Here is a 23,716-nt window from a genome sequence, read left to right as displayed (position 1 = left end):
TCATTTTATCGGGCTTCATTCAGCGATTCCGCCGCGCTCTTCCCCGCCGTATACCCCGTCGTAAACGCCGCAGTAATGTTATAGCCGCCCGTATAGCCGTGAATGTCGAGTATTTCCCCGCAAAAGAACAAGCCTGCGACCAGCTTGGACTGCATCGTCTTCGGGTCGACTTCCTTCAAACTCACTCCCCCGCCGGTAACGAAAGCTTCTTCTATAGAAAGGGTCCCATTCACCTCGATAGGGAATGCCTTTAACAGCTGTGCCAGCTCCATCCAGGGCTGCTTCGGAATGTTGTCGAAGGTGACGTCTTCGGCAATGCCCGCTTTATTCAGTACGATAGGGAGAAGCCGTTCGGAGATTGCGTTTTTCAGCACATTCTTGATCTGCTTCTTGGGGTCTGCTTTAGCCAGAGACAGCGTATAGCTGTACACTTCATCAGCGCTCAGCTCGGGAAATAGGTCCAATGTCATCTTCACCGTCGGGACATTGAACTGCTTCAGCGCTTTGACGACAAACTGGCTGCAGCGCAGGACAGCAGGGCCGGAGAGGCCGAAATGTGTAAAAATCATGTCGCCTTCGTGCTCGATCAGCTTCTTCCCCTTCGGGTTCCATACCGACAGCGTGATATTGCGCAGGGACAGCCCTTGCAGCTCCTTGCTGCGAATGAAGGGCTCTTTGGACGTCACCGGCACCTCGGTCGGATACAGCTCGGTGATCGTATGACCTCCTGCCTCTGCCCAAGCATAACCGTCACCGGTGGAGCCTGTGTGAGGTACCGATTTGCCGCCAGTAGCAATAATCACCGCACTGGATTCGACACGTCGTCCGTCCTGCAATTCTACGCCGGCGACCCGATCCCCTCTGTACAGCACTTGTCGAACCGGACTATGAACGCGAATATCCACGCCCAGGCTGCGCACCCTGCCCACCAATACATCGACTACCGTCTTGGCCTTGTCGGACACCGGGAACATACGGCCGCGATCCTCCTCCTTAAGCCGAATCCCGAGCCCTTCGAAGAAGGCGATGATATCCTTGTTGCTGAACTGAGCGAATGCGCTGTATAGGAAGCGCCCGTTGCCGGGAATATGTCGAATCAGCTCGTCCAGCTCCTTGGCATTCGTTACATTGCACCGTCCGCCTCCGGAAATGCCGAGCTTGCGCCCGAGCTTATCTCCTTTATCGATGAGCAGCACCTTGGCTCCATGGGAAGCGGCGGCAATACAGGACATGAGGCCGGAAGGACCGCCTCCGATTACGATAACATCATAGGACATAATGATTTGAAGCTCCTTGCATTTAGAATATATTTCGACCCTTGACCCTACGGGGTGGGGTGCATGTCACTTGAGCGTGTGGCCAAAAGGATAGGTTTGCTTCCAACAAACTACTTGCTTAACGCCTAAACGTTCAGCATCTCCTGGAATACCTCCAATAAACGTCATTCCCATTGTACGCTTTTTCCAGCCCAATGCAAAGGACGGCCCTGATTGCATTATTATCCCAATCCACCCAACAATTCCACGGTCTTTGCCGGCAAAAGAAAAGCCATAATAACCTTACCATGTAGGGAATTGGAGGGCCTACCATGAAGCAGCGGAACGGAATCCTATGGTCGATTTTAGCCGGGTGCATCGCCATTTCGTTAATTTGGACCTTGTGGCTGCCTAACCTCTCTCATCAGGGAAAGCTTGGCTCGAACAACGCGGCAAAGGAAGAGCATCCGGCTCATTCCAATGAACTGGCTGCCGGGCCTGTCAGTCCAAAATCGGCTATGGCGCCTATCCCGGACTACGATAGAGAAGAGGAACGCGTGACGACACAGCTGAGCCTCCAAGGAAACGAGACAAGGGCGCATACTGAAGCTGCTGTCCCCTCGTCCCAAGCGAAGGATGCCCAAGGAAAGCCCGGGAAGGTGGCCTATTTGACGTTCGATGATGGCCCGTCCCGCAATACGGAGCGGATTTTACAAATATTAAGCGAACACGATGTCAAAGCGACTTTTTTTATTACCGGCCGCGCAGCCGAGCATTACCTTCCTACCCTGAAACACACCATCCAAATGGGACACACATTAGGGAACCATACGTTTTCTCATGACTACCAGCGCATTTATACCTCCGTAGAGGCCTTCAAAGCCGATGCAGATCGATTGAATCGCTTTTTAAAAGATCGGGTAGGGGTTGAAACCGATTTGCTCCGTTTTCCCGGCGGGTCGAATAATCGGCTTAGCTGGCGGTTCGGAGGTCGAAAGGTGATGAATGCTATTACCCGGGAAATGTCGAAAAATGGATATCAATATTTCGATTGGAACGTGAGCTCCACGGATGCGGCTGCCGTCGTTCAACCCAAAGAGGAGATTATTAATGCCGTTAAAGGCAATAGTGCGGGCAAGGATCGGATCATTGTCCTGATGCATGATATGGATGTGAAAACGACAACGGTCGAAGCTCTTCCCGAGATCATCCTCTATTTGAAGCAGCAGGGTTACCAATTCGATGTGCTCAGCAAGCATTCATTTACATTCCAATTTTTGAAGCTTTGAGTTAATTTCATGCGGAGAAACATAATAACAGGGAAAGGAGCTGGTCACTATGGCGAACAATCGCACAATAAATTCCGAAGAACAGCAAAAGCAATCGAAGCAAAATCATACTCCGGAAGTAGCTAATGAAGAAATAAGGGATAAAAAGCTGGATGGACCGAACCGTCCTTCGGTATAGAGGGGCATTTACGATCCAGGATGGATAAGGAGGGATAATGCGTGAGTTCAGAAGACAAGGAAAAACAGAAGTTCCCCAAAGCTGCAACCAAGGATCAAAGCGAGCTGGATCCTTTTGAAATTAACTTTTTGCCGCAGTTTCGTGAAGGCAGGGGACCGAGAGATCCGTTTGTCAACTCGCATGGCGTTGTCATTGGAGACCATGACTATGAATCGGACGAGTCTCCGCTTGAGAACTGGTCCAAAGAGACGGATCCTTCGGTGATGTCCGGTGATGAGTGGGTGCATCCGTTCAAGGATATCGGGTTTCAATCTGCGGAAAATAGGGATTACTTTGAAAAAGGGATCATTCCGGAGACCGGAAGATTCTCACATCCTGACAAAAATGTCGCTTATCCGGTCTACAGCGATACTTTGGACCACGAGCAAGAGAATGGACCTCAAGCCGCTTCAGATAAAACCGAATAACCTTCATAGGCTGCGCCAAACTTTCATCAGGTACTTTGCTTTCCCCCCTTGTCGATGTATAATGAGACATACGATAGTTTGTAAATTCTTATGTAGGTAAAGGAGTGGAAGTCAATGTCCATGTCATTTGAATCATACATGAAAGATATGGTGCAGCCGATGAGAGATGAGCTGACTCGTATCGGAATTACCGAGCTGCGCACACCGGAAGAGGTTGTGGAGAAGCTGGAGAATGCCAAGGGAACGGCTCTTCTGGTTATTAACTCCGTTTGCGGCTGTGCTGCCGGTCAATGCCGTCCTGGCGTAGCCAAAGCGCTGCAAAATGATGTGAAGCCCGATCATTTGTTCACCGTATTTGCCGGTCAGGATAAAGAAGCTACGGCCAAGGCACGTGAATATTTGGCGCCGTATCCTCCGTCTTCACCGTCCATCGCTCTTTTGAAAGACGGCGAGCTGGTGCATTTCATCCAACGCCATCAAATCGAAGACCGTTCGGCCGACATGATCGCCGGAGATTTGATCAGCGCATTCGAGCAATACTGCAAATAAGATTTCATGAAAAAGCTCCCTTCGGCTAAGGCCGATGCGGAGTTTTTTTACCGCATGGGAAAGTTTATGTACATTATGATTCACCCGATTCTTTTATGTTTGAAAATCCTTTTGGCAGCAGAGCGACGTTTGGCCCTTGCAATCTGAATACAGTGCACTATACTTATAGGAAATAGAGAGTGGAAGAGGTGGATTCACGATGAGCATGCAGCAGGAAATTATCGCAAGGCTTGGCGTAAAGCCGCAAATTAACGTGGACGAAGAAATCCGCAAGCGCGTCGATTTTTTGAAGGAATACATAGTTTCATCGGGAGTTAACGGTCTCTTGATCGCCATTAGCGGCGGGATTGACAGCGCTGTGGCGACAGGTCTCTGCATTCGGGCTACTGATGAGTTAACCCAGGAAAGGGGCAAGGAATATAAGACGCTTGGCGTATTTCAACCCTATGGAGAGCAGGCTGACATTGCGGACAGCTATGCTGTAGCCGAAGCGTTCAAGCTGAAATACCGGGTGGAAACGAATATTGAGGAAGCCGTAAACGAGATTGCCCTCGAAGCGGAGCATGCGTTGAAATCCATTGGCGAGCATCGCCATTTAAGCCGCGGAGGCAAAGGTAACGTGAAGGCGAGAACCCGCATGGTGATGCAATATGCGCTGGCATTCGAGCTGAACTTGCTTGTCGTTGGGACAGACCATGCGTCCGAGGCGATTACCGGCTTCTATACCAAATACGGCGACGGAGCCGTAGACATCACTCCGCTCAGCTCGCTTAATAAGCGTCAGGTTCGTCAGCTGGCCGCAGCGCTCGGCGTTCCAAAAAGCGTTCTGGACAAAGCGCCGACAGCCGGCTTATGGGAAGGCCAAACCGACGAGAATGAGCTGGGTATTACCTACGAAGCCAACAGCGACTACCTGGAAGGCAAGGAGATTGATCCGGCCGTCCAAGAGAAGCTGGAGAAGCAATACTTGAAGACGGAGCATAAACGTTCCCCGATTCCGGGAATTTAATGATGATATGGCCGGGCAGCTGCCCGGCCTAAGCTTTTCTGAAACTATTAAAAACTGAAAATTGCAAGGATTAGGTGGGGTATCTCCTGGAGGAGCGATAGCGTCCGCCTTTGAAACCCGTGAAAATTCCACTAAAATCTAATCTGATTCATGGGTTTCAACAGCGGCTGGAGGGGGATACCTCACCGGAGTAACTGGCAAGTTCCAGCTTTTTAATCTAGAAGGTTGAAGTCGGGCAGCGGCCCGGCTTATTTTATTACCATAGAGGGTGGGACATTCTTTTTCTTGCGTTTGGGATGCAGATTCGATACGATGTGATTAAAACCCAGGCAGCGGCTAAGCAATGCAGCGAGGCAGGACGCCATGTCTGGCTGGAAAAGGAACGTTTGACCATGATTATTGGAATTGGCACGGACCTGCTCGACATTGCAAGAGTGAAAGGGATTCTGGAAAGCACGGCAGGGGAACGGTTTATGCAGCGGGCGCTTACCGAAGCGGAGCGGCAGCTGGCGGCTCAGCGCAAGGGGAGATTGGCCGAATTCGTATCCGGCCGCTTTGCCGCCAAAGAAGCGGTCAGCAAGGCGCTGGGCTGCGGAATCGGCAAGCAAGTGTCGCTGCAGGACATTGAAGTGCTTCCGGACCCGTTGGGCAAACCGGTATGCAGGGTGTCGGAGGAGGCGCTTCGGAGGCTGCAGCTGCCTCCGGATACGAGAATTCATTTGAGCATCACGCATACGGAAAGTTCGGCAATGGCTTATGCCATTGTGGAAGCAGCCGGTTCATGAAGAAAGGGTCACAAATGGGAGGAAAGCTATATGGAGCAGCGATTTGTTAAAGAGTCCAGAACGTACAAGACCTCGAGAATATTCCCAACGGATGTCAACAACCACAATACGCTATTCGGAGGCAAGTTAATGGCCTACATTGACGATATCGCCTCTATCTCGGCATCCAAGCACTGCCGCCGGTCCGTCGTAACGGCTTCTACGGACTCCGTCGACTTCTTGTCGCCGATCCGGCCGACCGATTCGGTCTGCCTGGAATCGTTCGTCACCTGGACAGGCAAAAGCTCGATGGAGGTCTTCGTGAAGGTCATCACAGAGGATCTCAAGACCGGGGAACGAACCATCGCGGCAACTTCCTTCTTAACCTTCGTTGCATTGGATGAGAACAAACGGCCGGTACAGGTCCCTCAAGTGATCCCGCAAACCGAGGAAGAGCGCCGCTTGAACGCGACAGGGACAAGACGGGCGGAAATGCGCAAAACGCGCCGGGAGCAGAGCAAAGAGTTTTCGGATCATTTGATAACGCGCTTCCCGTGGGAATAGACGCACAGCAATCCTTATTAAATCTTCCACAATCACATTCGAGAGGAAGGACGGTTATTTGACATGAACCAGAGACCCGCTTCGAGCGAGTATGCTCCTTACTATGGCACTTATATCCAGCTTGTCCCTGCAGAAGGTGATTTGATTCAAATCCTGGAGGATCAACTCCAGCGTACTATCGCATTTTTAAGCGGATTAACGGAAGAGCAGGGAGACTACCGCTATGCGGAAGGAAAATGGAGCGTTAAAGAAGTCATCGGTCATATTACGGATAATGAGCGGATCATGAGCTACCGGCTTCTGCGGATTGCGAGAGGGGATACGACGCCGCTTCCGGGCTACGATCAGGATACGCTGATGGAGGGATCTCCGTTCCAGCGCTGTACGCTAGCTTACCTGCTCGAAGATTTTAAGGCTGTCCGTCAAGCCACACTGACACTCTTAAGATCGTTGACGGAGGAAGCGTGGAGAAGAGAAGGGACCGCGAGTGATTGCGTAATCTCAGCCAGAGCTCTGGCCTGCGTCATCATCGGCCATGAGCTGCACCACCTTCAAGTGCTTCGCGACCGTTATGGAATCCAATAAGACGCGCGAATAAGACAAAGAATCTCCCACGAAAGTCCCTCTGGACGGTGGGAGATTCTTTTTTTGCTTCATCCCGCAGTATTAAAACTCATATTGAACGCTCAGGTTCGTTGTAATGGTTAGTTCTCCAGGAGCAATGGAGGTTGCTGAAGAAGCAGTATCTGCAGCTTTCATAAGCATAGGGCTGTACTCACGGCGAACCGGAATAGCCGAGGTTCCGGTTTGAACTACGTTCACTACGCCTTTCAGCTCTTTACCTACGGTTTTGGCAATAGCTACCGCTTTGGCTTCAGCATTTTTCATGGCGGAGTCAATGGCCTGGATTTCGTATTCCTGACGTTTTTCGGTATCGAATTGAACCCCGTTAATTTGGTTCGCCCCGGCGGCGGATGCCGCATCGAGGAAGGCGCCTACCTTATCGATATCGCGGTAAGTGACTTGAACCATTTGTGTTGCGGAGTAGCCAATAATTTTGGGCTCCTTGTCCGTATAGCTGTAAACAGGCTGTACGGAAAATCCGGAGGTTTTCACGTCTTTCTTGTCGAGCTTATACGTATCATACAGCAGGGTCGTCAGTCCTGCGAAGCTTTCCGCATTCAGCTTTTGAGCTTCGCTGGCGGTGTCGGCTTTGGTCATGACGCCAAGATTGATATAGGCCACGTCTGGAGTGACCTTGATCTCACCTTCGCCTCCGACGGTGATCGTTTTACTGTAAGCGGTGCTTACCTGCTCTGCATAGGCGGTAGCAGCGCCTGCCGGATGCAGTGAAGTGAAAGACGTCAAGCCGGTTAATAAAGTGGCTGCAGCAACTCCGATAATGAGCTTGTTTTTGACGGTCGATTTCATGTTATTCCCCCGATTACCAAAATGTTGTTTCACCTCTTCAAACGGAGCTGTCCGCAAAAAGGTTGCAATTCGGATGCAAAGAGAGAAAAAAATTTTGCTGACGGCGGTGCCGGTTGTTCCATCGATCCACAGCACGGACAAAACAAAAACATCTGCTGTACGACAGTTATCGTATAACGGATGTCTTGGTTTATGGGCGGCTTCCAGCTATGAAGGCTGTGGCCGGCAGACTATTTTTTGCTGGCAAGCCATTCGGCCAATGCCTCGGTTTCCTCGGGCTTAAGCTTGGTGCCGAAGCCGGGCATGCCGTTGCCGCCGCTAATAATTTGCTTGCTGATCTGCTCCTTCGTCAGCTTGCCGCCGATCTTTTGCAGATTGGTCGCGGGACCGACCTTCCCCTCGAGGTTGTTGCCGTGGCAGGAAATGCAGCTCTGCTTATACAGAGCTTGTACCTGTTCCGGCGCGCTCGTCAGCGCGTCACCTTGGCTGGCGGCTTTATTGCCGCCGCCGAAGGGCTCTCCGCCCTGCTTGGCGGTGCCGCCGCAGCCGGCTAACGCTCCAACGATAAGTAAAGAAACGGCCCAACTGAGCCCTTTGGTGATTTTGCTCATCCGGTTATCCCCCTACCGATTGGTATGAAATATTATTACGATATGAAAACGATATAGTACGGATGGGTCTGACCATCTGATGATTGCCATTATGGCACGAATCTTTTGAAAAGAGGCTTGCTTATGCGTAGCGTACACCTTCCAGCCTGGGAAGTCAAACCAACGAATGAACTTGTTTGCCTTCTAAATTCAGTGGTCCATATAGGGGGCAAACCGGTGCTTTTTGGCATATTCCCGCGGCGAGACGCCGGTCACTTTTTTGAAAATGCGGCTGAAATAAAATTCATCCGTATAGCCGACGCTGTTCGCAATCAGCTTAAGCCGGTAATCCGACAAGACCAGCAGCTCCTTGGCCCGGTCGACCCTTAGATGGGTCAAGTAATCAATAGGGCTGTAGCCGATATATTTTTTGAATAATCGCGAATAGTGGCTTACGCTTAAACCGGCCATTTGCGCCAGCCCCTCCAGGGTAAGCGGCTCCTGGTAGTGCCCGACCATGTGATCCTGGGTGAGCTCGATAGCGGCCGTAGTATCACCGGCTATCTTTTGTGCGCGGAAATCCTGAATCAGCGTCAGGAAAAACTCAAGAAGCAATATTTTTCTCCGCATGGCGGTCATATGTCCCCGGCGCTTCCACAGAATATCGAGCTGCTCGAACAAATAAATGAGCTGGGGCGTATTATTAACCGTGTACATGCCCTCGAGCGGGAAGGAGGCTTCCGTTGAGCTTCGGTAAATCCACTGTTCCTTCTCCTCGAAAGTTTCCGTATAATGAAAACGGAGGAAGTAGTATTCGAGCGGCTGCTCGGGATCCGTTTGGCGTTCAACGACCATGCCCGGACTAAAGCAAAAAAACTTCCCCGGCTCGGCCGGATAATGAGTGCCGTTGATCGTAAACGTGCCTTTTCCTTTAATAATAAGCCAGATCGAATGATGCTGAATCGTTCTGGGCAGCTGGTGCCACTGGGGGCTGCATTTTTGATGTCCTACCAACAGGATGGAAATCACAAGCCTATTAAGCCGTGCCGCCAGTTCACCGGGAGTTAACATTTGCCTCACTCCTCTGATGATTTTCAAATGCCATCATTATACCATATCGTTCGGCAAGAGAAGGAGACCTCATGGATACGAACTTGAAAAAACAATATTTTTCCGAAGAGCTGCTGTCCTGGTACCGCAAGCATCGCCGTGATCTGCCGTGGCGCCGCAGCAGGAACCCTTATCATATATGGATTTCGGAAGTGATGCTGCAGCAGACCCGGGTGGAGACGGTCATCCCGTATTTTCACCGTTTTATCGAACGCTTTCCAACGATGGAGGCGCTGGCGGAAGCACCGGAGGAGGATGTGCTGAAGCTGTGGGAGGGGCTGGGGTATTATTCCAGAGCCCGCAATCTGCAAGGGGCCGTGCGAGAGGTCCAGGAGCGGTATGGCGGTACAGTCCCGGATACGCTGAAGGAAATATCTACGTTAAAGGGAGTGGGCCCTTACACGGCCGGTGCCGTGCTAAGCATAGCGTACAATAAGCCGGAGCCGGCTGTTGACGGTAATGTCATGCGAGTCTTATCCCGGTATTTTCTTATTGAAGAAGACATTATGAAGGTCAGCACGAGAGGAATTATGGAGAAGCTCGCGAAGGAGCTGATTCCGGAGGGAGCAGCCGGCGACTTTAACCAAGGCTTGATGGAGCTCGGCGCCATGGTGTGTACCCCGCGTTCGCCTCACTGCCTGACCTGTCCGGTGATGGAGCACTGTGCTGCCAGAGAAGCGGGAATGGAGGAGGAGCTGCCCGTCAAGAAGAAGGCCAAGCCCCCGCGTCCCGAGTACCGGATCGCCGCTCTTATCGAAGGGACAGGCCCTAACCAGGGGAAGGTGCTGATCCGGCAGCGCCCGCAGGAAGGACTGCTTGCGCGGATGTGGGAGCTGCCGCATACGGAGGTTCCCTTTACGTATACCCCATCGGAAAAGGCGCATCCTTCGATAGACTCGATTCCCTCCTCGGTGTCTATATTGGCGGACCAATTGGCCGAGGAAACCATCGGCATTCATCCGGAACGATGGTATATGCATGCCGAACATACATTCAGTCATATCCATTGGGATATGCAGGTGATCGCCTGTAGTCTTGAATCCTCGCTTCTGCCTTCCGGCAGCAGTCTGCTGATGCCCTCCCATTATCAATGGGTAGACCGGGATACGATGGGGCAGTATGCGTTCCCCAATGTATTTCTGAAAATATTAAACCGGTATTTTGCCGAGCATAGCAACTGATGCTGCCCAAACCGAAGGATAACATAGTAAAAGAGCGGGTTTTATACAATCCGCTCTTTTAACGCTTCCATTCGTCTTATGTATATCATCTTCTTGTCGATGGTAATGATCTGGTCTTCCTGAAGCTCCTGAAGCACCTTCGTGACGGATTCCCGAACAGTCCCGGCCAAATTCGCGAGCTGCTGATGGGTCAGCTTCATGTTGATTAACACTCCGCCTTGACGAACGATTCCATGCTCCTCGGCCAGCCGGGCAATCACCTTGATCGTCCGGGTACGCACATCCAGGAAGGTCAGATTGGCGATTTGATCGTTGGCGTTGCGCAGACGTTCCATGGTAGATTCCAGCAGCTTAAGACATAGCTTGGGCGATTTCTCCAGAAATTCGATAAAATCGGATCTCATCAAAGAATACATCGTCGTATTCGCCAAAGTTTCCGCCGTTGCAGACCGTGTCATGTCCTGCTGAATCAGCGACATTTCTCCGAAATAATCTCCCTCGCTCAATAAGCTGAGGATAACTTCCTTCGTATAATCAATCCGATAAATTTTGACGACGCCGGTCTCGATAATGAAAAATTCGTTTCCTAGATCGCCTTCGTGAAACAGCACCGTATTTTTCTTTATTTTACGTTCCGTAAAAAGAGGCGAAATGGACATCAGCTCGCTGACCGAAAAATCTTCAAATAATGGCACTTCCTTTAATAAAGGGACTATACTATGCATGAAAAGCTCATCTCTTTCCAAACTTAATGTACCAGTGCATCTTCACCAATGCGGTATATCCGGATATGGAGATGCCGGGATAAATCGATCTCCACAGGCTGAAGCAACTCTTGACCCTGTTCATTGGTAAGTATGCGGACGACCGGCCGATGTTTAAAGCTGGGGTTATGCTTCGAGACGATGCCGATTTGTCCAGTGCTTAACCGAACGCTTAAGCCGACGGGATAAATGACAGCACGGCTGCGAAACGAATCTACCTTCTCTCTATCATACAATGTTCCTGCTCTTGTGAAAAGATTTTCCAGTGCGTGCTCAGGTGAAAAGGCAGGCCGGTAAGGGCGCGGATTGGTCATGGCATCGTAGGCGTCCAATAAACCGATCCACTGTGCAAAAGGGTGGATGCCAGCCTTGGTTAAGCCTGCAGGGTACCCGCTTCCATTTATCTTCTCATGGTGTTGAAGTGTACAGTGTGCAGATAGCAGAGGGATATCCGGTGCATCCTTGACGATTTTGTAGCCGTACTCCGTATGCTTTTGAATTTCCTCATATTCGAGCGGTGTAAGGGGGGCTGTTTTTAACAACAGCTTGGGGGATACTTGAGTGTTTCCGATGTCGTGCAGCATGCCGCCAAGTCCGAAAGCGTACAGATCATCCTGACCATAGCCGTCGACAATGCCGATTCGTGTAGCATAGACGCACACATTCAAGGCGTTTTGGCATAGCTGATCCAGAATAGACAGGCTATTTTTGTAAGTGTGCATCAGCCATATCGAGTCATCCTCGGGTGATTGCCTATTCTGCTCCTGCAGATCCTCAACGATCAGCCTCATGCTCTGGAGTGCTGCTTGGGATAAGGAGCGCATGTCTCCGCTGTTCCAATCTCCCGACTGCTGTAATCTTTGGAAAGCGGGCATCAAGTGATGGCGAACGGCTGCCGAGGTTTCCTCTCTTACCGCATCGGTAATCCGGATATCCTCCGTCCGCGGATCGTCGATATGCAGCTGCTGGAAGCCCATCAGCTTTAATTTACGAATATCAGGCAGGGAAAGCTCCGAGTGGTAACTCAACATCGTCTGCCCCTCTTCGGACACAATGGGTTTGCCGAGCTTCATCCCGGGATGCACCATTGAGATAGGGAGTAGCCTCATCGACTAAATACCACCTTTATACTCGGTTATTTGATCATGCTGCTGTATAGTAAAGTAAAGATGCCTGATCCATTTCGCAATAAATTCCGTATGTCTCATTATTTCATATCAAGGTAAAAAATGCTATGAAATATTCCATTAATACATGAAAATAATCCCATAAAAGAGGTTGAGATTCCAATTCGACTCGGATACTTTGCAGGGAGCCCCTAATAGTAAAAAGAGAGGGACTGATAAGTCCCTCTCTAAAAGGTTACAATCCTTATTTTACTGCAGCTTCGTAGCGTTTGCCAACTTCAGCCCAGTTTACAACATTCCAGAAAGCGGAGATGTAGTCAGGACGTTTGTTTTGATATTTCAAGTAGTAAGCATGCTCCCAAACGTCCAAGCCAAGGAGTGGCGTATTGCCTTCCATGATTGGGCTGTCTTGGTTAGGCGTGCTGCTTACAACCAATTTGCCTTGAGGAGTAACGGAGAGCCAAGCCCAGCCGCTGCCGAAACGAGTTGTAGCTGCTTTAGCGAAGTCCTCTTTGAATTTGTCGAAGCCGCCAAGCTCGTTGTTGATAGCGTCAGCCAATTTGCCTGTTGGAGCGCCGCCGCCGTTTGGTCCGATAATTTCCCAGAACAAGGAGTGGTTGGCATGACCGCCGCCATTGTTACGAACAGCCGTACGGATAGCTTCAGGTACACTGTCCAGGTTAGCGATCAGGTCTTCAAGGGATTTAGCTTGAAGATCCGCATGACCTTCCAACGCTGCGTTCAGGTTAGTCACATAAGTGTTGTGGTGACGATCGTGGTGGATCATCATAGTCGTTTCATCGATATGCGGTTCCAACGCGTTGTTTGCATAAGGCAGTGGTGGTAATTGATGTGCCATTCGTAAATACCTCCTAAGAATATGTAATTTCGAATTCCAATCTTATTATCCTCTATTTTTGATATAAAATCAACATGTATGTATAAAAAGTGAGCGTATTTTAATCCCGCTTCTGGATTTCTTTGATGATTTGGCTCAGCATCGCGGTTCCCTGGGCATTGAGCCAAGGGGACAGATCGCTCATCACACGTTGATGATAGTGAAGCTCTTCTTCGGTCCAGTCAGATGTATTCACGTCATTCAGCTCATGAATGCGGCGGACGTCCTGGATGGTCATAGCGGTTCTCCTTTCCTCTTGTTGTCAATTTCCCGCATTAGCATTTCTCGGCAGCGGAGATTTTATACCTGGATGCCTGCGGGCTAAGGAGGCCCAAGCTATTATTAACCGAAAAAAGCGAAGGCGAAACATAGGAAAAGCTAAGAAACATCCCTTGTGTTAGAATGCGGGCGTAGGATAGGCTCTATACATAGAATAAAGATAACCCAGGTTGTGTTGAGAAACTATTTATTGATCGTGGATATCCGTTGATAGATATACGGGAAGAGAGGGAGAGCATCTTTGTTAATGGAAGTGATAGCTACAAGCGTAGCCGATGCCAGATTGGCGCAAAATAACGGTGCAGGAAGAATTGAGCTGATTTCGGGTATAGGGGATGGAGGAGTCACCCCGAGTCTGGGACTCATCGAGCAGGTGCTTACCGCCGTAACCATCCCCGTCCACGTCATGCTCCGTCCTCATGCCCAGACATTCTGCTATGACGAGGATGATGTGAGAACGATGCTGTCCGATATCCGATCCATTCGCAAGCTGAGGCCGACAGGGCTTGTTGTAGGCGCCTTAACGGCAGACGGGCTCGTGGATACAGCAGTGATGGAGCGCCTGCTGGCTGAGGCGGAGGGCATGTCCGTCACGTTCCATCGGGCCATAGATGAGGTGAAGGACCAGGAGCAGGCGCTCCTTACATTAGGCCGGTATCCCTCCATCCGCCGTGTGCTGACTTCGGGCGGGAAGCCCAATGTACTTGATTCCGATGAGACGATCAAAAGGCTTGACGGGATTTGCAAGGAGCAGTCGATGATACTGCTGGCGGGAAGCGGGCTGAGGGTTGAAACGCTGGCAGCCTTCTTATCGGCAACCGGCGTTTCGGAGGTTCACTTGGGAACCGGCGTCCGGGTAGACTCAAGTCCATGGAAGCCGTTGGACCCGGCCAAGCTGCGCGCGGCAGCCGAAATCATCGCTAGCTTTTCCAATTCATAACGCGGGAGGAATCCTTATGGATGAGACACTGGTAGAGGAACTACGCGGCGGACTGGTGGAGTGCCGTTACGCCGGGCATATATGCGGTGTAGACGAGTCGGGTATCCGGTACCGGACCGGCAATCCGCATCATATGACCTACTTGCGCTCCGCGGCCAAACCGATTCAGGCCATTCCGGCATTCCGCCACGGCATAGCGAAGAAGTATCCTTTTACAGAGAAGGAGCTTGCGATTATGACCGCTTCTCACCGTGCAGAACCGTTTCATGTCGCCGCAGTAGAGTCGATGTTGGAGAAGACCGGACTGTCCGAGGAGGACCTGGTCTGTCATGCGACCTATCCCCTGAATGCGGCAGCACACCGTGACCTTGTTGCACAAGGAAAGCCGGAAAGCCGTCTCTACCATAACTGCTCGGGCAAGCATGTAGGGATACTCTCCTACTGCAAGAGCAGAGGGTACAGCCTAAGCGGCTATGACGACCTGAATCATCCGGCGCAGCAAGAAATCGTTCAGACGCTGGCTATGCTGTCGGAATATCCGGCGGAGCGGATTCATATCGGGGTTGACGGCTGCGGCTTCCCTGTATTTGCGATTCCTTTGCAGCATCTGGCGCTGGCTTATTTGAAGCTAGCTTGTCCGGATCGGATCCACGATTCTGCGACAAGAGCGGCGGTCGAGGAAATAACCCGTTTAATGAACCGGCATCCCGAAATGGTTGCAGGAACGGGCATGATTTGCTCTACCCTGCTGTCCGATGACAACATCGTTGCCAAAGGGGGAGCGAAGGGAGTCTACTGCTTCGGGCTTCGCAAAGAGAGACTCGCGTTCGCGCTCAAGGTGATGGACGGGTCCGAGGAAAAGTGGCCGCTGATTGTCGCCTCCATTCTGGAACAGATCGGCTATGAGCGAACATCCACCATAGTCCGGTTATATGAACTGTACCCGAAGATCCTTCGTAACGGCAGCGGTACGGAAGTAGGAGAAAATCGAGCGGTATTTCAACTGCTGCACGCCTGATTGGCATCATGGATGAACCTTCATAAAGAGTCGTTTTCTATACATCCGGCTTCAGAGGCCGGGGAATAGGAGGCGGCTCTTTAAACATTCATGAGCGTATAAGCCTCCGAAGTCATTAGGAAGCGAGTTTTGCTATGGCAAAACTTTAAGATCAGATTATATAAACAACGTCGATAGACGTATATTACCTCATCGAATCGACGGTAAAAAAAATTAATTGTAAGGGCTAAGCCAGGTCTTTTATTTTCCACCAATCAGTGGTAAACTAGTTCTCAGAAACATAGTTCATTGAATAAACAAAGTTGCCGGAGGTGCACTAATGAGTAAATTTATACCTAAAAAAGAAGATCGTTTTACATTCGGCCTATGGACAGTAGGCAATCCGGGCCGCGACCCTTTCGGTCTGCCTGTTCGTGAAGGCTTTAGCCCAGTAGAAGCCGTCCACATGCTTGCTGAGCTTGGTGCTTATGGAGTTAACTTCCACGACAATGACCTTGTGCCAATCGACGCTACACCAGCGGAAAGAGACCGTATCGTTAGCGAATTCCGCCGTGCTCTTGAAGAGACCGGCTTGAAGGTGCCTATGGCTACGGTAAGCCTGTTCACCGATCCGATCTTCAAGGACGGAGGCTTTACCTCGAACGATCCTCGTGTACGCGCTTACGCTATCCAAAAAACGATGCAAGCGATGGATCTGGGCAAAGAATTCGGAGCGGAAACCTTCGTGCTGTGGGGCGGACGTGAAGGCTCTGAGGTCGATGCAGGGAAGGACGCAGTAGAAGCAACGAAGCGTTACAGAGAGGCCATCAACTTCTTGTGCGAATACAGCATTTCGCAAAACTACGGCTACAAATTCGCTCTGGAAGCTAAGCCGAACGAACCGCGCGCCGATATCTACATGCCTACTACAGGAGCTATGCTCGGCTTGATCAGTACATTGGATCATCCGGAGCTGGTGGGCGTGAACCCTGAGGTTGCCCATGAACGTATGGCAGGCTTGAACTTCTATCATGCGGTTGCTCAAGCTCTGGACGCAGGCAAGCTGTTCCACATCGATTTGAACGATCAGAAGATGGGCCGCTTCGACCAAGACTTGCGTTTTGGCTCCGACGGCATCAAGGAAGCCTTCTTCCTCGTTAAGCTTCTGGAAGACTATAACTATCAGGGCATGCTTCATTTCGATGCTCATGCGCTTCGTACCGAAGACCGTCAAGGCGTTATCGAGTTTGCCAAAGGCAACATGAAAACGTACCTGATCCTGAAAGAGAAAGTAAAACAATTCAACGAAGACAAGGAGATTCAAGCGCTGCTGCAAGAAATTCAAGGCAAGAAGCTGGATCTGCCTGGCTTTGATTTCAAATTCTCCGCGGATAGCCTGAAAGCATTGAAAGGCTACGAGATTGACCGCGCAGCTGTCGGGGCAGAGGGCATTAACTACGAGAGACTCGATCAGCTTACTATTGAAATTTTACTTGGCGTACGCTAAGAAAAGAAAAGACATCGGAGAAACGTCCGATGTCTTTTTTTGCCGTTCTAGAACCGCGGCTCCATCCTGTGGGGGAATTACGCGCTTTTTAATCGAGCCGCTTGGCATAGCAATGCCTGGGGCTCCCCCCGTACATAGGCCGGGTAAATTGAAGGGTGAATCCGGTGGTCTCCAAATTCCGCCGACTGGCCGTATTGTCCGGATGGACGGTGGAATACAGGTATCGAAAGCCACGGGAACGCGCGCGCTGCTCCCGCAATTGATGGAAATACCGCTGCAGGCCCCGGCCCCGAACCGATTCATGAACGATCGTCGCATCTAGAACCGCGACTTGCTCCAGCTCGTCTTCCGGTACGCCGAACTCACGCCCCAGATTTTTGGCGTCAGCTCCGGGGAAAGCAAGGACGGAGTAGGCGGCCAGCCGTCCTTTTGCAAATGCGCCGTAGATTTCCCCGTGCTCTTCAATGTGAGAGTACAGGTAATCCATGTCGTCCGTAGCGAATAATGAGCGGGATGGGAGGCGGGATACGACCTCTTCCATCAGTTTGAATATATCTGGCACGTCCTCCTGCGACAATCTGCGAATGTCCAGTTCACCTATAATATGCACGATAGAGTATTGATCTTCGCTCAGCTGTCCCGTGCCTGTTTCGTTGGTACTCATAAGGAACCTCCCGTGAACCATTGGAGTAAAGGGATTATCCCAGCTTCTTTTCCATGCAGATGCTGCTCGGACAATCGACATACTCTCCAAATGGGGCAATGAAATAGTAGCCGCATTTCTCGTATAATGCTATGGATTCGGGCTGCTCGGGCCCGGTTTCCAGCCGCAGCGTGGTATAGCCCGCTTGCCGGGCTTCATGCTCCGGCCATCCGAGGAGACGTGAGGCAATGCCCCGCTTTCTGAAGGAGGGGGCGACGTAAATTCGCTTCAGCTCCGCCGACTCTCCGTCCAAAGGACGGTAAGCGCCGCATCCGGCAGCCGCATCTCCGCTATACGCGATAACGAAGACGACGTCTTGTACGGACGGATCGCTCAGATCGACTACAAAAACCTCATCGGCCGGGTACTTGGCGTACAGCTCTTCATCTAGTTGAGCGATTAGCTGCAGCAGGTCCGGATTCGCCGAATCGGTTCGTTTCAGTTGGATCGTATCCAAGAGGTGCTCCTCCTTCGTTTCCTATCATGTCTTCTTATTTAGATAGTGCATGACGATCCGCTTTTTGTAAAGCAAAGACCAGGACATGAAAAAAGAGGGCGTCAGCCCTCTAGAGTTTGTTGAGAAACCCATTCATATAGAAAAATGCGAAAGGTGGTAGGTGGGGTATTCCTTGGAGGAGCGATAGCGTCCGCCTTTGTTCTCGGAAAATACCCGCTGTAAAGCAATATAATCAAAATTTTCCGAGAACAACAGCGGCCGGAGGGGGATACCCCACCGGGGGACCGATGCTTTTTTTCAAGCTTTACAGGTTTCTCAATTGCCCGAAGATGGGCGGCGTTATCCCTCTTGAAGCCTATTATTTCTTCAGCACGATCCTCTCCAGATCGTCCAGCATCAAATTAGCGGAGATAATGCTGCCGGACGAATTCCAGATATCGTCGCTAACCCTGTGGACGTTGCCTGATTTCACCACATTCAGGTTTTTCCACAACGGATCGCCGATCCATTCCTTCTCGACCGCGCTCGCTTCTTGCTTGTCATTATCCCAAGTGTAGTAGAACAGGATATCGCCTTCCATATCCGGGATGCGCTCTTTATTGATTTCATCCGCGAACGTTTCCTTATTTTGCGCCTGAGGACGCTGGAAGCCTATTTTCTTAAGCATTAAGCCTGCGAAGGTATCGTTATAGTACAGACGGGTTTTACCAGGAATGAAGCGAACGAGAGAAACCTTCATATTCAGCTTGTCGCCGGCCTTGGATTTGAATTCCGCAATGCGCTGATCCAGCTTGGCTAGCAGCTGATCGCCTTCGGCTTTTTTATTCAGAGCTTCCGCGTACAGCTTAAAGTTTTTTTGCCAATCTGCGTTAATCTTTTCGGAGAATACGGTTGGAGCGATGGCGGACAGCTGGGCATACACCTTTTCCTGCCGCAATTTATTGCCGATAATCAGATCGGGCTTCAGCTTGGCTATTGCCTCCAGGTTAGGCTGATTCTCATCCCCGACCACCTCGACGCCTTCCAGGTCCTTTTTAATATGATCATAAAAAGGAGACCCCGACCATGATTTTACTGCCCCGACAGGCTTGATGCCGAGCGACAGCAATACTTCCGTTCCTTCATTGGTAAGAACCACGACTCTGGACGGCTTGCCGGTAATCTTGGTTTCCCCCATGGCATGCTGGATGGAGTAAGTGGTGCCGACGGTTTTCTCCGGTGGGTTAGAAGGAGTCCCCGCAGTTCCGTTGGAGCTGTCATTACGGGTACCGCTTTGGCCGCATCCCGCCAGAAATAGCATGATGCTGAGCAGTGAAAGAAGCCATACAGAATGCTTGTTCATCCCTTTGCTTTTAGCAAAAAACAACGTAGATCTCCCCTTATATTATCAATAATGAAAATCATTCTCAATGAATTTTACTTATTATTTCCTAAGCTGTCAATAGAGATAAAGCAACAAAATCTCCTCTAGAAATGGCGAAATAACGAGAAAACACAATGTAAACGCTTTAAATACAGCGCTTTCAACACTTTTTTAATATTTTATGAAGAAATATTGAGTTTTTTTCGAAAATTTAGAAGGATTATTGCGAGATTTGTCGTATTTTAAAATATAACCATATCAAGCCGCGGGGAGAGTTCAAAGATGCTGGTTCGTTCCTTTCAATTGTCCGATTACGTATCCGTTACCGAACTGTTCAAGAACGTATTGTCAGAAGCCTGTTATGAGGAAACCATGGAGGCGTTCGCCAGACAGCTTTCATGGGATAGTGAATTGGTGCTTGTCGCTATTGAAAACGATCAAATGGTGGGTGTCATTGTAGGGACGATTGACAACCACAACGGCTATTATTACCGGATTGCGGTTAGCAAGGAATACCAACGCAGAGGAATCGGTAAAACCTTAATTGAGTCGCTGAGACAACGGTTTGTTCAGAGAAAAGTACGCCGTATCCTGATTACGGTGGATGCGCACAACGAAACAGTCATTCCGGTATATGAATCGGCCGGTTACCAGGCGGAAGACTTTTCGCGGACGACACATCGCTTGAGTATCGTGAACGGCTGAAAGCCGACACATTGGAGCAATCAAACAGCACGGAAGGTAGATCGGCATAGCCCGTTTGCGTCTAGCAAAGGCTGTGCCTTTTTTTTCGGCATTACTGGAATTGGTACCTTTCCGGGTACCCCGCAAAGTGCCGAATCCGCTTTGAGCCAAGGCCCCGCTTTATGGGGCTATTTTGCTGCTCAGGGACCAGCCGGCAGCGCGCCTGCCGCCAATCAGCAGGGAGATTTCCGCCGGAAATACGGCGCGGCTATCGCAGCCGACACAGCCTGTCCCTTGCTCATGAGGCGTCATAGACAGCCTCCGGGAATCGCTCTTTGCGAAGCGGGGCTGCAGGCAGCTTTTCCTAGAGCAATAGGATCATTTCCCCATTTGAGGATGAGGCTCTTGAAAGCCGTCGAACATAAGTTTATGCTATAAAAAAGATTGCTTCATGACGAACATCCGATGAATTTCGCATTTGAAGGACATCGGTCGCACCGTACGTTAAAAAGAAGGGTTTGGACCTCATGGCGACGTTTTCTTCCTATATAATAAAAAGCTTTAAGCACGACGGACATCTGCATCGAACATGGCTGGAAAATGGGCGCGTCCCTGAAGCGCTGCTTTATGAGCCGCATAAAGCGGAATCAATGATGGTCCTTATCAACAGCCAGACCAAAATAATAGAAGCGGACGGCAAGGAATGGGTCAGCCGCATACCGGGGGTTTCTTTTTTTATCCCGAAGCAGTGGTTTAATGTTGTCGCGCTGCTGGAGGATACCGGAGTCCGCTATTACTGCAATATCGCCTCGCCTCCCTATGTTGCCGGCAACGTCATTACGTATATCGACTATGATTTGGACGTTATACGCATGCCCGGAGGAGCCGTTCATATCGTAGATGAGGAAGAGTATGAGCGGCATAAAATTAGTTATCATTACTCTAACATCGTGGATGCTAAGGTCCGGCAGGGACTTCAGGATTTGCTGCAGCGGATCCGGGAAGGCCGGGCACCTTTTCGCGAGGACTGGGTGCTGGAGTACTATCGCCAATGGGAGCAGTGGAAGGACCAAGGAACGGAGGCGTAGCATGGGCTTGTTCTCTCAGAAGAAGCCGGAACGGGAAATTACGGCAGATTCGTTATCGGTTGACCATTCAGCCGGATTTTTAGCCGAAGTATGGGAATGGATGAAATCCGTCGTTGTCGCGCTGCTCATCGTACTGCTCATCCATCAGTATGGTTTTCATCTGTCCACGGTCAAAGGGGCATCCATGCAGCCTACAATTGAAGAGGGCGAGTGGCTGTTCATCAATAAAACGATCCTGCTGACCGGGGGACTGCAGCGCGGCGACGTTGTAGTTGTGAAGGAACCGGATGAAAGCGATACGGAGCACCCCTATTTGGTCAAGAGGGTCGTGGCGGTAGCTGGTGACGAAGTGTCTATTCGCCAGGGCAAATTATATGTGAACGGAGAGGAAGCGAAGGAGTCCTATACGGATACTCTGATCGAGGACGGCCGTTTCGAGCCGTATAAGGTGGAAGAAGGGCGCGTATTTGTCATGGGAGATAACCGGCACCGCTATGCCAGCTACGACAGCCGCAGCTTTGGCGCTGTATCCGTGAAGCAGGTGGAAGGCCGGGCGGAATGGATTGTATGGCCATTGGCCAAATGGAAGAATCTATAGACGGGTTTAGAAATGACAGCTTAGCGAAAGGAGACGAATGCGGATGGACGCGGCAGGGAGCAGCAGCATGGATTGGCATCAGTTGAAGCGTGATATGCAGGAAGCAGCGCCGCAGCTTGGTATTGATAAAATCGGCATTGCAAGCGCGGAGCCTTTCGTGGAGTTGAAATCGATATTGCTGAAGCACCGGGAACAGGGCTTTGAGTCCGGCTTTGAGGAGCCGGATATTGAGAAGCGTACGGAGCCGGCCCTAAGCCTTGAGGAGCCTCGTTCGATCATCTCTATCGCGGTAGCGTACCCGTCCAAGCTTCCGTACGTCCCGAGATCGGAGCCGGGAGCTTACAGGGGCATGCTGTCCCGTTCGGCATGGGGAGAGGATTATCACCATGTCTTGCGAAACCGGCTCCAGCGCCTGGAGGCATGGATTCGGGAACGGGTGCCTGATGCGAGAATAGAGAGCATGGTCGATACCGGAGCTCTGGTGGACCGTGCGGTAGCTGAGCGCGCAGGGATCGGCTGGAGCGGCAAAAATTGCGCTGTCATCACCCCTGAGTTCGGCTCCTGGGTATACTTGGGCGAGATGATTACGAATTTGCCGCTTCCGCCGGACCAACCGGTAACGGAAAGCTGCGGAGACTGTACGCTCTGCATCGACGCGTGTCCGACCGGCGCGCTGGTCGGGCCGGGGCAGCTGAATTCGCAGCTGTGCATCTCCTTTATAACCCAGACCAAAGGGCATGTCGAAGACGATACAATCAAAGAAAAGATTGGCAATCGTCTGTATGGCTGCGATACGTGCCAGATCGTGTGCCCGAAGAACAAAGGCAAGAACTGGACCCACCATCCGGAGCTTCAGCCGGATCCTGAACAGGCCAAGCCGCTACTGCTCCCGCTGCTCGAGATGAGCAATCGTGAGTTTAAGGAGCGCTTTGGGACAAGCGCAGCCTCATGGCGCGGCAAGAAGCCGATCCAGCGCAATGCGATCTTTGCTCTCGGCCATTTTAAGGAGCGCGAGGCGGTGCCGGCGTTGAGCAGGCTGCTGCAGCGGGACGAGCGTCCCGAAATCCGCGGAGCCGCGGCTTGGGCGCTCGGACGGATTGGCGGAGAGGATGCCTATCAGGCTATTAGCAGTGCTATGGAGAAGGAACAGGACGAAGTTGTGCTAAAGGAGCTGAATAAAGCCTATGAGCGGCTTGATCATAAACTGCATTGAAATGGAGTCGCCGATCGGACCGTTAGTTTTAGCGGCAGCGGGAGATCGGCTTTGCCATATCGAATTTGGCCGTGTGGCCGACGTGGAGCCGCAGCTGACGAAGTGGTCCGCCAAATGGTACAGCACTTCCCAGTGGAATCAAGACGCCACTCCGGTATTGTTAGAGGCCGTAGCGCAGCTGGAGCAATATTTTGCGGGACAGCGAACGGAGTTCGATGTGCCGCTGGATCTGCAGGGAACGCCGTTTCAAATCAGGGTATGGAAAGCGTTAACCGATATACCCTACGGTCAGGTTCGTTCCTACAAGCAAATCGGACAGGCGATCCAATCGGAGAAGGCGGTCCGGGCCGTAGGCGGCGCCAACAATCGCAATCCTGTACCGATCATCGTGCCGTGCCATCGTGTCATTGGTGCGGACGGTTCGTTGGTCGGTTACGGGGGCGGCTTGAATGTGAAAATACATCTACTGCAGCATGAAGGTTATGCGGTATAATAGTTATATTGGGAAATAGACCCATACGGGGCTTTTGGATTGATAGACTAATAGCTGGGGAGTATCCCTGCCTGAACGTCAGGTCTTGTCATTTTCAATAACAAGAACCTAGTTTTAGCGGCATGCAAAACAAGGGGGATGCCCCTATGCTTACGAGGATAGTTTTCCTACGGAAAACAAGCCTATGCTTACGAAGATAGTTTTCCTAAGGAAAACT

29 protein-coding genes are annotated in these 23,716 nt (G+C 51.0%); 17 read left to right on the top strand and 12 right to left on the bottom strand.

Annotated elements, in window-relative coordinates; genetic code table 11:
* Window positions 1-5 precede the first annotated feature (5 nt).
* A complete protein-coding gene (locus tag B1728_RS27400) occupies window positions 6-1,277 on the bottom strand; it encodes a BaiN/RdsA family NAD(P)/FAD-dependent oxidoreductase (RefSeq protein WP_079913619.1) in 1,272 nt (423 codons plus the stop codon).
* A gap of 311 nt (window positions 1,278-1,588) precedes the next feature.
* Here B1728_RS27400 and B1728_RS27395 point away from each other — a divergent pair, with 311 nt between their 5' ends.
* The 8 genes from B1728_RS27395 to B1728_RS27365 all read left to right on the top strand — a co-directional run bounded on the left by B1728_RS27395 (window position 1,589) and on the right by B1728_RS27365 (window position 6,661).
* The gene (locus tag B1728_RS27395) at window positions 1,589-2,545 is read left to right on the top strand and encodes a polysaccharide deacetylase family protein (RefSeq protein ID WP_079913618.1); all 957 of its coding nucleotides are present in this window, start codon (window positions 1,589-1,591) and stop codon (window positions 2,543-2,545) included.
* A gap of 49 nt (window positions 2,546-2,594) precedes the next feature.
* Entirely contained in the window at window positions 2,595-2,723 is a 129-nt protein-coding gene (locus B1728_RS37010) for a hypothetical protein (RefSeq protein WP_256865532.1), read from the top strand.
* Window positions 2,724-2,764: 41 nt separating this feature from the next.
* Window positions 2,765-3,190, top strand: a complete 426-nt coding sequence (locus B1728_RS27390; RefSeq protein ID WP_079913617.1) for a DUF3905 domain-containing protein — start codon at window positions 2,765-2,767, stop codon at window positions 3,188-3,190.
* Between the two features lie 114 nt (window positions 3,191-3,304).
* Window positions 3,305-3,739: a BrxA/BrxB family bacilliredoxin gene (locus tag B1728_RS27385; RefSeq protein WP_079913616.1), complete on the top strand. Its 435-nt coding sequence runs from the start codon at window positions 3,305-3,307 to the stop codon at window positions 3,737-3,739.
* A 199-nt stretch (window positions 3,740-3,938) separates the two neighbouring features.
* Window positions 3,939-4,748 carry an ammonia-dependent NAD(+) synthetase gene (gene nadE / locus B1728_RS27380; protein ID WP_079913615.1) on the top strand — a complete coding sequence of 270 codons (810 nt, stop codon included), beginning with the start codon at window positions 3,939-3,941 and terminating at the stop codon, window positions 4,746-4,748.
* A 392-nt stretch (window positions 4,749-5,140) separates the two neighbouring features.
* Complete coding sequence (acpS, locus tag B1728_RS27375) at window positions 5,141-5,533, top strand: holo-ACP synthase (protein ID WP_079913774.1); 393 nt, start codon at window positions 5,141-5,143, stop codon at window positions 5,531-5,533.
* A 30-nt stretch (window positions 5,534-5,563) separates the two neighbouring features.
* Complete coding sequence (locus B1728_RS27370) at window positions 5,564-6,076, top strand: acyl-CoA thioesterase (RefSeq protein ID WP_079913614.1); 513 nt, start codon at window positions 5,564-5,566, stop codon at window positions 6,074-6,076.
* Between the two features lie 63 nt (window positions 6,077-6,139).
* Entirely contained in the window at window positions 6,140-6,661 is a 522-nt protein-coding gene (locus B1728_RS27365) for a DinB family protein (RefSeq protein WP_079913613.1), read from the top strand.
* Window positions 6,662-6,742: 81 nt separating this feature from the next.
* Here the strand turns inward: B1728_RS27365 and B1728_RS27360 are convergent, their stop codons facing one another.
* The 3 genes from B1728_RS27360 to B1728_RS27350 form a co-directional block, all read right to left on the bottom strand.
* The gene (locus B1728_RS27360) at window positions 6,743-7,507 is read right to left on the bottom strand and encodes an SIMPL domain-containing protein (protein ID WP_144028029.1); all 765 of its coding nucleotides are present in this window, start codon (window positions 7,505-7,507) and stop codon (window positions 6,743-6,745) included.
* 230 nt (window positions 7,508-7,737) lie between these two features.
* A complete protein-coding gene (locus B1728_RS37270; RefSeq protein ID WP_079913611.1) occupies window positions 7,738-8,118 on the bottom strand; it encodes a c-type cytochrome in 381 nt (126 codons plus the stop codon).
* Window positions 8,119-8,307: 189 nt separating this feature from the next.
* Window positions 8,308-9,168 carry a helix-turn-helix domain-containing protein gene (locus tag B1728_RS27350; RefSeq protein ID WP_079913610.1) on the bottom strand — a complete coding sequence of 287 codons (861 nt, stop codon included), beginning with the start codon at window positions 9,166-9,168 and terminating at the stop codon, window positions 8,308-8,310.
* Window positions 9,169-9,239: 71 nt separating this feature from the next.
* Here B1728_RS27350 and mutY point away from each other — a divergent pair, with 71 nt between their 5' ends.
* Window positions 9,240-10,388: an A/G-specific adenine glycosylase gene (gene mutY / locus B1728_RS27345; protein WP_079913609.1), complete on the top strand. Its 1,149-nt coding sequence runs from the start codon at window positions 9,240-9,242 to the stop codon at window positions 10,386-10,388.
* Window positions 10,389-10,429: 41 nt separating this feature from the next.
* Here mutY and B1728_RS27340 read toward each other — a convergent pair whose 3' ends face one another.
* The 4 genes from B1728_RS27340 to B1728_RS36440 form a co-directional block, all read right to left on the bottom strand.
* Window positions 10,430-11,113 carry a Crp/Fnr family transcriptional regulator gene (locus B1728_RS27340; RefSeq protein WP_079913608.1) on the bottom strand — a complete coding sequence of 228 codons (684 nt, stop codon included), beginning with the start codon at window positions 11,111-11,113 and terminating at the stop codon, window positions 10,430-10,432.
* A 23-nt stretch (window positions 11,114-11,136) separates the two neighbouring features.
* The gene (locus B1728_RS27335) at window positions 11,137-12,183 is read right to left on the bottom strand and encodes an HD-GYP domain-containing protein (protein ID WP_179136233.1); all 1,047 of its coding nucleotides are present in this window, start codon (window positions 12,181-12,183) and stop codon (window positions 11,137-11,139) included.
* 340 nt (window positions 12,184-12,523) lie between these two features.
* Window positions 12,524-13,138, bottom strand: coding sequence for a superoxide dismutase (locus B1728_RS27330; RefSeq protein ID WP_079913606.1), 615 nt, complete (start codon window positions 13,136-13,138; stop codon window positions 12,524-12,526).
* 100 nt (window positions 13,139-13,238) lie between these two features.
* The gene (locus tag B1728_RS36440) at window positions 13,239-13,415 is read right to left on the bottom strand and encodes a hypothetical protein (protein ID WP_179136232.1); all 177 of its coding nucleotides are present in this window, start codon (window positions 13,413-13,415) and stop codon (window positions 13,239-13,241) included.
* Between the two features lie 288 nt (window positions 13,416-13,703).
* Here B1728_RS36440 and B1728_RS27325 point away from each other — a divergent pair, with 288 nt between their 5' ends.
* From B1728_RS27325 to xylA, 3 genes are all read left to right on the top strand, one after another.
* Window positions 13,704-14,396 carry a copper homeostasis protein CutC gene (locus B1728_RS27325; RefSeq protein ID WP_256865531.1) on the top strand — a complete coding sequence of 231 codons (693 nt, stop codon included), beginning with the start codon at window positions 13,704-13,706 and terminating at the stop codon, window positions 14,394-14,396.
* A 16-nt stretch (window positions 14,397-14,412) separates the two neighbouring features.
* Window positions 14,413-15,414, top strand: a complete 1,002-nt coding sequence (locus B1728_RS27320; protein ID WP_079913604.1) for an asparaginase — start codon at window positions 14,413-14,415, stop codon at window positions 15,412-15,414.
* Between the two features lie 319 nt (window positions 15,415-15,733).
* On the top strand, window positions 15,734-16,900 hold the full coding sequence (xylA, locus tag B1728_RS27315) for a xylose isomerase (RefSeq protein ID WP_079913603.1): 1,167 nt from the start codon (window positions 15,734-15,736) through the stop codon (window positions 16,898-16,900).
* An 88-nt stretch (window positions 16,901-16,988) separates the two neighbouring features.
* On the opposite strand, the gene B1728_RS27310 is transcribed toward xylA, so the two are convergent.
* The 3 genes from B1728_RS27310 to B1728_RS27300 all read right to left on the bottom strand — a co-directional run bounded on the left by B1728_RS27310 (window position 16,989) and on the right by B1728_RS27300 (window position 19,402).
* A complete protein-coding gene (locus B1728_RS27310) occupies window positions 16,989-17,564 on the bottom strand; it encodes a GNAT family N-acetyltransferase (protein WP_079913602.1) in 576 nt (191 codons plus the stop codon).
* 34 nt (window positions 17,565-17,598) lie between these two features.
* Entirely contained in the window at window positions 17,599-18,060 is a 462-nt protein-coding gene (locus B1728_RS27305; protein ID WP_079913601.1) for a GNAT family N-acetyltransferase, read from the bottom strand.
* Between the two features lie 358 nt (window positions 18,061-18,418).
* Window positions 18,419-19,402 carry an iron-siderophore ABC transporter substrate-binding protein gene (locus tag B1728_RS27300; protein WP_079913773.1) on the bottom strand — a complete coding sequence of 328 codons (984 nt, stop codon included), beginning with the start codon at window positions 19,400-19,402 and terminating at the stop codon, window positions 18,419-18,421.
* A gap of 303 nt (window positions 19,403-19,705) precedes the next feature.
* Here B1728_RS27300 and B1728_RS27295 point away from each other — a divergent pair, with 303 nt between their 5' ends.
* The gene (locus tag B1728_RS27295) at window positions 19,706-20,128 is read left to right on the top strand and encodes a GNAT family N-acetyltransferase (RefSeq protein ID WP_079913600.1); all 423 of its coding nucleotides are present in this window, start codon (window positions 19,706-19,708) and stop codon (window positions 20,126-20,128) included.
* Window positions 20,129-20,287: 159 nt separating this feature from the next.
* Here the strand turns inward: B1728_RS27295 and B1728_RS37000 are convergent, their stop codons facing one another.
* Entirely contained in the window at window positions 20,288-20,419 is a 132-nt protein-coding gene (locus tag B1728_RS37000; protein WP_256865530.1) for a hypothetical protein, read from the bottom strand.
* Window positions 20,420-20,634: 215 nt separating this feature from the next.
* Here B1728_RS37000 and B1728_RS27290 point away from each other — a divergent pair, with 215 nt between their 5' ends.
* From B1728_RS27290 to B1728_RS27275, 4 genes are read left to right on the top strand one after another with little or no spacing between them, the layout of a single operon-like run.
* The gene (locus B1728_RS27290) at window positions 20,635-21,195 is read left to right on the top strand and encodes a DUF402 domain-containing protein (protein ID WP_079913599.1); all 561 of its coding nucleotides are present in this window, start codon (window positions 20,635-20,637) and stop codon (window positions 21,193-21,195) included.
* Between the two features lies 1 nt (window position 21,196).
* The gene (gene lepB, locus B1728_RS27285) at window positions 21,197-21,793 is read left to right on the top strand and encodes a signal peptidase I (RefSeq protein ID WP_079913598.1); all 597 of its coding nucleotides are present in this window, start codon (window positions 21,197-21,199) and stop codon (window positions 21,791-21,793) included.
* 43 nt (window positions 21,794-21,836) lie between these two features.
* Window positions 21,837-23,006 (top strand): tRNA epoxyqueuosine(34) reductase QueG, encoded by a 1,170-nt coding sequence (queG, locus tag B1728_RS27280; RefSeq protein WP_256865529.1) that lies wholly within the window; start codon window positions 21,837-21,839, stop codon window positions 23,004-23,006.
* Window positions 22,978-23,499: a methylated-DNA--[protein]-cysteine S-methyltransferase gene (locus B1728_RS27275; RefSeq protein WP_079913596.1), complete on the top strand. Its 522-nt coding sequence runs from the start codon at window positions 22,978-22,980 to the stop codon at window positions 23,497-23,499. Before queG ends, B1728_RS27275 begins: the two co-directional genes overlap by 29 nt.
* The last annotated feature ends 217 nt before the right edge of the window (window positions 23,500-23,716 follow it).

It is taken from the genome of Paenibacillus sp. 32352 (assembly GCF_002042965.1).
In the GTDB taxonomy this organism is placed as follows: domain Bacteria; phylum Bacillota; class Bacilli; order Paenibacillales; family NBRC-103111; genus Paenibacillus_S; species Paenibacillus_S vulneris.
Note: the sequence above shows the minus strand (reverse complement) of the source record. Positions and strands in the feature narration are given on the sequence as shown.

What these genes read in the sequence shown, in the direction of transcription:
- B1728_RS27400 (WP_079913619.1), bottom strand. Translation starts at nt 1,277, where the DNA reads ATGTCCTATGATGTTATCGTAATCGGAGGCGGTCCTTCCGGCCTCATG.
- B1728_RS27395 (WP_079913618.1), top strand. Translation starts at nt 1,589, where the DNA reads ATGAAGCAGCGGAACGGAATCCTATGGTCGATTTTAGCCGGGTGCATC.
- B1728_RS37010 (WP_256865532.1), top strand. Translation starts at nt 2,595, where the DNA reads ATGGCGAACAATCGCACAATAAATTCCGAAGAACAGCAAAAGCAATCG.
- B1728_RS27385 (WP_079913616.1), top strand. Translation starts at nt 3,305, where the DNA reads ATGTCCATGTCATTTGAATCATACATGAAAGATATGGTGCAGCCGATG.
- nadE (WP_079913615.1), top strand. Translation starts at nt 3,939, where the DNA reads ATGAGCATGCAGCAGGAAATTATCGCAAGGCTTGGCGTAAAGCCGCAA.
- acpS (WP_079913774.1), top strand. Translation starts at nt 5,141, where the DNA reads ATGATTATTGGAATTGGCACGGACCTGCTCGACATTGCAAGAGTGAAA.
- B1728_RS27370 (WP_079913614.1), top strand. Translation starts at nt 5,564, where the DNA reads ATGGAGCAGCGATTTGTTAAAGAGTCCAGAACGTACAAGACCTCGAGA.
- B1728_RS27365 (WP_079913613.1), top strand. Translation starts at nt 6,140, where the DNA reads ATGAACCAGAGACCCGCTTCGAGCGAGTATGCTCCTTACTATGGCACT.
- B1728_RS27360 (WP_144028029.1), bottom strand. Translation starts at nt 7,507, where the DNA reads ATGAAATCGACCGTCAAAAACAAGCTCATTATCGGAGTTGCTGCAGCC.
- B1728_RS37270 (WP_079913611.1), bottom strand. Translation starts at nt 8,118, where the DNA reads ATGAGCAAAATCACCAAAGGGCTCAGTTGGGCCGTTTCTTTACTTATC.
- B1728_RS27350 (WP_079913610.1), bottom strand. Translation starts at nt 9,168, where the DNA reads ATGTTAACTCCCGGTGAACTGGCGGCACGGCTTAATAGGCTTGTGATT.
- mutY (WP_079913609.1), top strand. Translation starts at nt 9,240, where the DNA reads ATGGATACGAACTTGAAAAAACAATATTTTTCCGAAGAGCTGCTGTCC.
- B1728_RS27340 (WP_079913608.1), bottom strand. Translation starts at nt 11,113, where the DNA reads ATGCATAGTATAGTCCCTTTATTAAAGGAAGTGCCATTATTTGAAGAT.
- B1728_RS27335 (WP_179136233.1), bottom strand. Translation starts at nt 12,183, where the DNA reads ATGTTGAGTTACCACTCGGAGCTTTCCCTGCCTGATATTCGTAAATTA.
- B1728_RS27330 (WP_079913606.1), bottom strand. Translation starts at nt 13,138, where the DNA reads ATGGCACATCAATTACCACCACTGCCTTATGCAAACAACGCGTTGGAA.
- B1728_RS36440 (WP_179136232.1), bottom strand. Translation starts at nt 13,415, where the DNA reads ATGACCATCCAGGACGTCCGCCGCATTCATGAGCTGAATGACGTGAAT.
- B1728_RS27325 (WP_256865531.1), top strand. Translation starts at nt 13,704, where the DNA reads ATGGAAGTGATAGCTACAAGCGTAGCCGATGCCAGATTGGCGCAAAAT.
- B1728_RS27320 (WP_079913604.1), top strand. Translation starts at nt 14,413, where the DNA reads ATGGATGAGACACTGGTAGAGGAACTACGCGGCGGACTGGTGGAGTGC.
- xylA (WP_079913603.1), top strand. Translation starts at nt 15,734, where the DNA reads ATGAGTAAATTTATACCTAAAAAAGAAGATCGTTTTACATTCGGCCTA.
- B1728_RS27310 (WP_079913602.1), bottom strand. Translation starts at nt 17,564, where the DNA reads ATGAGTACCAACGAAACAGGCACGGGACAGCTGAGCGAAGATCAATAC.
- B1728_RS27300 (WP_079913773.1), bottom strand. Translation starts at nt 19,402, where the DNA reads ATGAACAAGCATTCTGTATGGCTTCTTTCACTGCTCAGCATCATGCTA.
- B1728_RS27295 (WP_079913600.1), top strand. Translation starts at nt 19,706, where the DNA reads ATGCTGGTTCGTTCCTTTCAATTGTCCGATTACGTATCCGTTACCGAA.
- B1728_RS37000 (WP_256865530.1), bottom strand. Translation starts at nt 20,419, where the DNA reads ATGACGCCTCATGAGCAAGGGACAGGCTGTGTCGGCTGCGATAGCCGC.
- B1728_RS27290 (WP_079913599.1), top strand. Translation starts at nt 20,635, where the DNA reads ATGGCGACGTTTTCTTCCTATATAATAAAAAGCTTTAAGCACGACGGA.
- lepB (WP_079913598.1), top strand. Translation starts at nt 21,197, where the DNA reads ATGGGCTTGTTCTCTCAGAAGAAGCCGGAACGGGAAATTACGGCAGAT.
- queG (WP_256865529.1), top strand. Translation starts at nt 21,837, where the DNA reads ATGGACGCGGCAGGGAGCAGCAGCATGGATTGGCATCAGTTGAAGCGT.
- B1728_RS27275 (WP_079913596.1), top strand. Translation starts at nt 22,978, where the DNA reads ATGAGCGGCTTGATCATAAACTGCATTGAAATGGAGTCGCCGATCGGA.